This is a genomic window from Rhodococcus sp. EPR-157, assembly GCF_001647195.1.
GTDB lineage: Bacteria > Actinomycetota > Actinomycetes > Mycobacteriales > Mycobacteriaceae > Rhodococcoides.
Genome location: NZ_LVCV01000575.1, coordinates 1 through 4996, shown reverse-complemented (window position 1 = coordinate 4996; position 4996 = coordinate 1). Strand labels below are relative to the sequence as shown.

Genomic DNA, 4996 nt, shown 5'->3' with positions numbered 1-4996 from the left:
AGACGGCTCCGCTGACGTTTTCGTTCATTACTCCGAGATTCAGGGCAGCGGTTTCCGCACCCTCGAGGAGAACCAGCGCGTCGAGTTCGAGGTTGGCCAGGGTACCAAGGGACCCCAGGCGACCGGAGTTCGCGCAGTCTGATCGAGTTTCCTCCCACCTGCGTGTGAGGAACCGACACAACATCATCCCCCTCTGCATCCGGGCTTGCCCGTTCGCAGAGGGGGATGAGTCGTTTCTGCGTATCCGTTGCAGACACAGGACTCGGACGGGGGACGTTTGCCCAAGAGATGTCCTACTGTCCACATTGTGAACCAGTTGTCCTTTTTCTCTGCCGAGTCGTTGCCGCCGTCGGTGACGGACTTGAGTGGGCTGCTGGCGGCCACCGGCCAGGTAGTTCTGTCTGCGTCCGGTGCTCGTATCTCGGTCGTCGTCGAACAGCTCTGGCGAGCCGAAGCGATCTCGGATCTGATCGCCGAGTGCGGTTTGGTCTCCGAGCTCGGTCGGTCGGAAGAGAATCGACCACTCGTACGTACCGCGTCCGTGCCCGAACTGTCTGCTTTGGCTTCCCAGTGGACCAAGGGCGCAGTGAAGGCGATGCCGCCGGGGTGGGTGCCCGGTGCGCGCGAGTTGCGCGCGTGGGTACTCGCAGCCGGGCGGCCAGAAGCAGATGGCGAACGGTATGTTCTCGGTCTGGACCCGCATGCACCGGACACCCACGCTCCGCTCGCTCAAGCTCTGATGCGCGCGGGAATCGCACCGACGCTGATCGGCACGAGGGGATCGATGCCGGGACTACGTATCACCGGTCGCAGACGGATGTTGCGGCTGGTGGAGAACGTCGGGCCAGCTCCGGAGAATCCGGACGCACGTACCAGTTGGCCGACTGCAGAGTAGGAGGGTATGCAGCTGATCTGCGAGTATTTTGACGGCGTATGCCACTCTGTTACCAGGCGGACCGGCAAAAATGTCGGTTTCGGCGGGTAGGAAGTATCCGCGAACGGCCTGTCGAGAGCAGTAGACGGCTATCGGGAACGCAACGAGGGAAGGTTCGGCAGCAAGGTGGCAGCACGCAATAACGGCACGGGGGACACCACCACCGGCGGATCTGTCGAGCCGCGGCGCCTTGTCATCGTCGAGTCCCCGACCAAGGCCAAGAAGATTGCCCCGTACCTGGGCAAGAACTACGTCGTCGAGGCGTCGGTCGGTCACATCCGCGACCTGCCACGCGGCGCAGCAGACGTACCGGCCAAGTACAAAGGTGAGGCATGGGCGCGCCTCGGCGTGGACGTCGATCACGACTTCGAGGCGCTCTACGTGGTGTCACCGGAGAAGAAGGGCAAGGTCGCCGAGCTCAAGAGCCTGCTCAAGGACGCCGACGAACTCTTCCTCGCCACTGACCCCGACCGCGAGGGTGAGGCCATCGCATGGCATCTCCTCGAGACCCTGAACCCCAAGATCCCCGTCCGTCGGATGGTCTTCCACGAGATCACCAAGCCTGCCATCCTCGCTGCTGCTGCAGACACTCGCGAGCTCGACCAGGATCTCGTCGACGCGCAGGAAACTCGACGCATCCTCGACCGCCTCTACGGCTACGAGGTCAGCCCCGTGCTGTGGAAGAAGGTCATGCCGAAGCTGTCGGCGGGCCGCGTCCAATCCGTCGCCACCAGGATCATCGTTCAGCGTGAACGCGATCGCATGGCCTTCCGTAGCGCCGAGTACTGGGACATTTCGGCCACCCTCGACGCCGGCGCCGACGCGTCGCCGCGCAGTTTCGGTGCGCGACTGGTCAACGTCGACGGTTCCCGAGTGGCATCGGGTCGTGATTTCGGTGCCGACGGCAAGCTGAAGTCCGACGGCGTCACCGTCATCGACGAGCCACGTGCCAGGCGCCTTGCCGAGGCGCTCGAAGGCGTCGACCTCACCGTTGCGTCCGCCGAGGACAAGCCGTACACGCGCAAGCCGTACCCGCCGTTCATGACGTCGACGCTCCAGCAGGAAGCCGGCCGCAAGCTGCGGTTCTCCTCGGAGCGGACCATGCGCGTCGCGCAGCGTCTGTACGAGAACGGCTACATCACCTACATGCGTACCGACTCGACGACGCTGTCGGAGTCGGCCATCGCTGCTGCCCGCTCGCAGGCAACGGAGCTGTACGGCCCCGAGTACGTGCACCCGTCTCCGCGGCAGTACACACGCAAGGTGAAGAACGCGCAGGAGGCGCACGAGGCGATCAGGCCTTCCGGTGACGTCTTCCAGACACCGGGTCAGCTGCATTCGGCATTGCAGACCGACGAGTTCCGGCTGTACGAGCTCATCTGGCAGCGGACCGTCGCCTCGCAGATGGCCGATCTTCGCGGAACGACCCTGACGCTGCGCATCACCGGCACCGCCGGCACCGGCGAGGAGTGCACCTTCTCCGCCTCGGGCCGGACCATCACGTTCGCAGGCTTCCTCAAGGCCTACGTGGAAAGCGTCGACGACGAGGCGGGCGGGCAGTCCGACGACGCCGAGTCACGCCTTCCGGCATTGAAGGCCGGCGCTGCGGTTGTCGCCACCAAGCTCGATCCCGACGGCCACACGACCAACCCGCCTGCGCGCTACACCGAAGCGTCGCTGATCAAGACGCTCGAAGAACTCGGCATCGGCCGCCCGTCGACGTATGCGTCGATCATCAAGACGATTCTCGATCGCGGCTACGTCTACAAACGTGGCAGTGCCCTCGTGCCGTCGTGGGTTGCGTTCTCGGTCATCGCTCTTCTCGAGGCGCACTTCGGTCGACTCGTGGACTTCGACTTCACCGCAGGCATGGAGGACGATCTCGACGCCATCGCGGGAGGCCGTGAGCGACGAGGAAACTGGCTGCAGAACTTCTACTTCGGCGGGGATACCGGCGCCGAGGGGTCCGTCGCACGCTCGGGTGGCCTGAAGAAGATGGTCGGCACCAACCTCGAGGACATCGACGCTCGTGTCATCAACTCGATCAGGCTGTTCGACGACGATCAGGGCCGCGAGATCCACGTTCGTGTCGGTCGCTACGGCCCCTATCTCGAGCGCATGGTCGTCAACGACGATGATCCCGACGGGGATCCGATCTCGCAGCGTGCCAATCTGCCCGACGATCTCCCGCCGGACGAGCTCACCATCGAGTTCGCCGAGAAGTTGTTCGCGACCCCGCAGGAGGGCCGCAAACTCGGCGCTGACCCGCTGACCGGCAATGAAATCGTCGCCAAGGAAGGCCGATTCGGCCCGTACGTCACCGAGATTCTGCCTGAACCCGAGCCCGAACCGACTCCTCCCGAGCCGGACATCGTCCCCATCCCCACCGACGACAGTGGTGATGGCGGTGATGGTGGCGGTGGCACCAAGACGGCGGTCAAGAAGGCAGCCGCGAAGAAGGCTCCTGCCAAGAAGGCGGCGAAGAAGGCCACCGGCCCCAAGCCGCGTACCGGTTCTCTGCTCAAGTCGATGGATCTCGCGACCATCACGCTCGAGGATGCCCTCAAGCTGCTCTCGCTCCCGCGCGTCGTCGGCCTCGATCCGGAATCCAAGGAAGAGATCACGGCGCAGAACGGCCGCTACGGGCCATACCTGAAGAAGGGCACCGACTCTCGCTCGCTGGCGGACGAGGAACAGCTGTTCACCGTCACTCTCGAAGAGGCATTGAAGATCTACTCCGAACCGAAACGTCGTGGACGTCAAGGTGAGGCGAAGCCGCCGCTGCGCGAACTCGGCGTCGACCCGATCAGCGAGCAGCCGATGGTGATCAAGGACGGCCGATTCGGTCCGTACGTCACAGACGGCGAAACCAACGCCAGCTTGCGCAAGGACGACGACGTCGCAACCATCACCGACGACCGTGCGTCGGAGCTGTTGGCGGACCGGCGTGCTCGCGGGCCGGTGAAGAAGAAGGCCACCAAGAAGGCAGCCACCAAGAAGGCGACGGCTACCAAGACGGCGACGGCTAGCAAGAAGGCACCGGCGAAGAAGGCTGCGGCGAAGAAGACCGCTGCCAAGAAGACGCCGGCCAAGAAGGCTCCAGCCAAGAAGGCTGCGGCGAAGAAGGCTCCGCCGGCCTCCTGATCGCTTGAATGGTCCATCCATGTTGTCTGGCAGCATGAATGAACCATTCAAGCGGTCGAAAATGGGGCGCCGGGAACCGATTGGGGCCCCGGTGCGTCCAAGTCCATGTGGGAAAGAAACTGACGATAGCCCTGTGTGTACTGGCGCTGACGGGGTGCGCCCAGACGGTCGAGGGCAAGGCCGTCGTCGAGGACTCGTGGCAGGGCCTAGGGCTGAGCGAGAGTCAGTCGAGTTCGCCCACTTCGAGCACGCGTCCTCGCGCTACGGCGCCGACACCGTCCGCGTCGAAACCGGCGTCGTTCGATCCGTGCGAATTCGACGATATCTCGCTGAGAGTATTCGTGGGCGTCGACCCGGAGACGAGATCGGATATCCCGGGAGGAGGTGGATGCACGTGGACCGGTGATGGCCTGCGGTTCACCGCGGGAATCAACGGCGAGGTTAATCGGGAGTCGATCGCGACTACCCCTGGCGTCACCGACCTGGTTGAATTCGAGGCCTACGGGCAGATGGTTCAGCTGTTCGTATTCGAGGGAGACAAGTGCATCTCCCTGTCCGAGATCGACAATCGGACAGTGCAATTCACGATGTCCGAAGTGCAGTTCGACTCCTACTGCTTCAATTTGAGGATTGCCACCAGACTGCTCCTAGGTGACGCGTAGATGCGAGCCTCGACTGCACTTCTAGGTGGGATCATCGTCGCATTCCTGGTGACCGTTCTCGGCTGCTCGTCAGACGTTCAGGGAAATGCTACCGCCGCAAAACAGGATTCGACCGCATCGAGGTCGATGCCGGCGTCGTTCGATCCCTGCGACCTGCCCGCGGACTTGTTGGAGGACCTCGACCTGCCCGGTGCTGGTCCCACCGAACTGCCAGGGACCCCTGGGTGCCTCTGGGCGAATGATTCCTTCGCGATCG

General features: G+C 63.7%; 5 protein-coding genes. All 5 read left to right on the top strand.

Going from position 1 to position 4996, the window contains the following annotated elements:
- A partial coding sequence (locus A2J03_RS25375; RefSeq protein ID WP_068379703.1) for a cold shock domain-containing protein occupies window positions 1-142 on the top strand: 142 nt, incomplete at its 5' end.
- Window positions 143-307: 165 nt separating this feature from the next.
- Window positions 308-895: a hypothetical protein gene (locus tag A2J03_RS25370; RefSeq protein WP_068379702.1), complete on the top strand. Its 588-nt coding sequence runs from the start codon at window positions 308-310 to the stop codon at window positions 893-895.
- A 165-nt stretch (window positions 896-1060) separates the two neighbouring features.
- Window positions 1061-4078 carry a type I DNA topoisomerase gene (topA, locus tag A2J03_RS25365; RefSeq protein WP_068379701.1) on the top strand — a complete coding sequence of 1006 codons (3018 nt, stop codon included), beginning with the start codon at window positions 1061-1063 and terminating at the stop codon, window positions 4076-4078.
- A gap of 107 nt (window positions 4079-4185) precedes the next feature.
- On the top strand, window positions 4186-4740 hold the full coding sequence (locus A2J03_RS25360) for a DUF3558 family protein (protein ID WP_068379700.1): 555 nt from the start codon (window positions 4186-4188) through the stop codon (window positions 4738-4740).
- Window positions 4741-4996, top strand: a 256-nt coding sequence (locus tag A2J03_RS31835; protein WP_442971410.1) for a hypothetical protein, incomplete at its 3' end; no start/stop codon positions are given. It lies immediately after the preceding gene.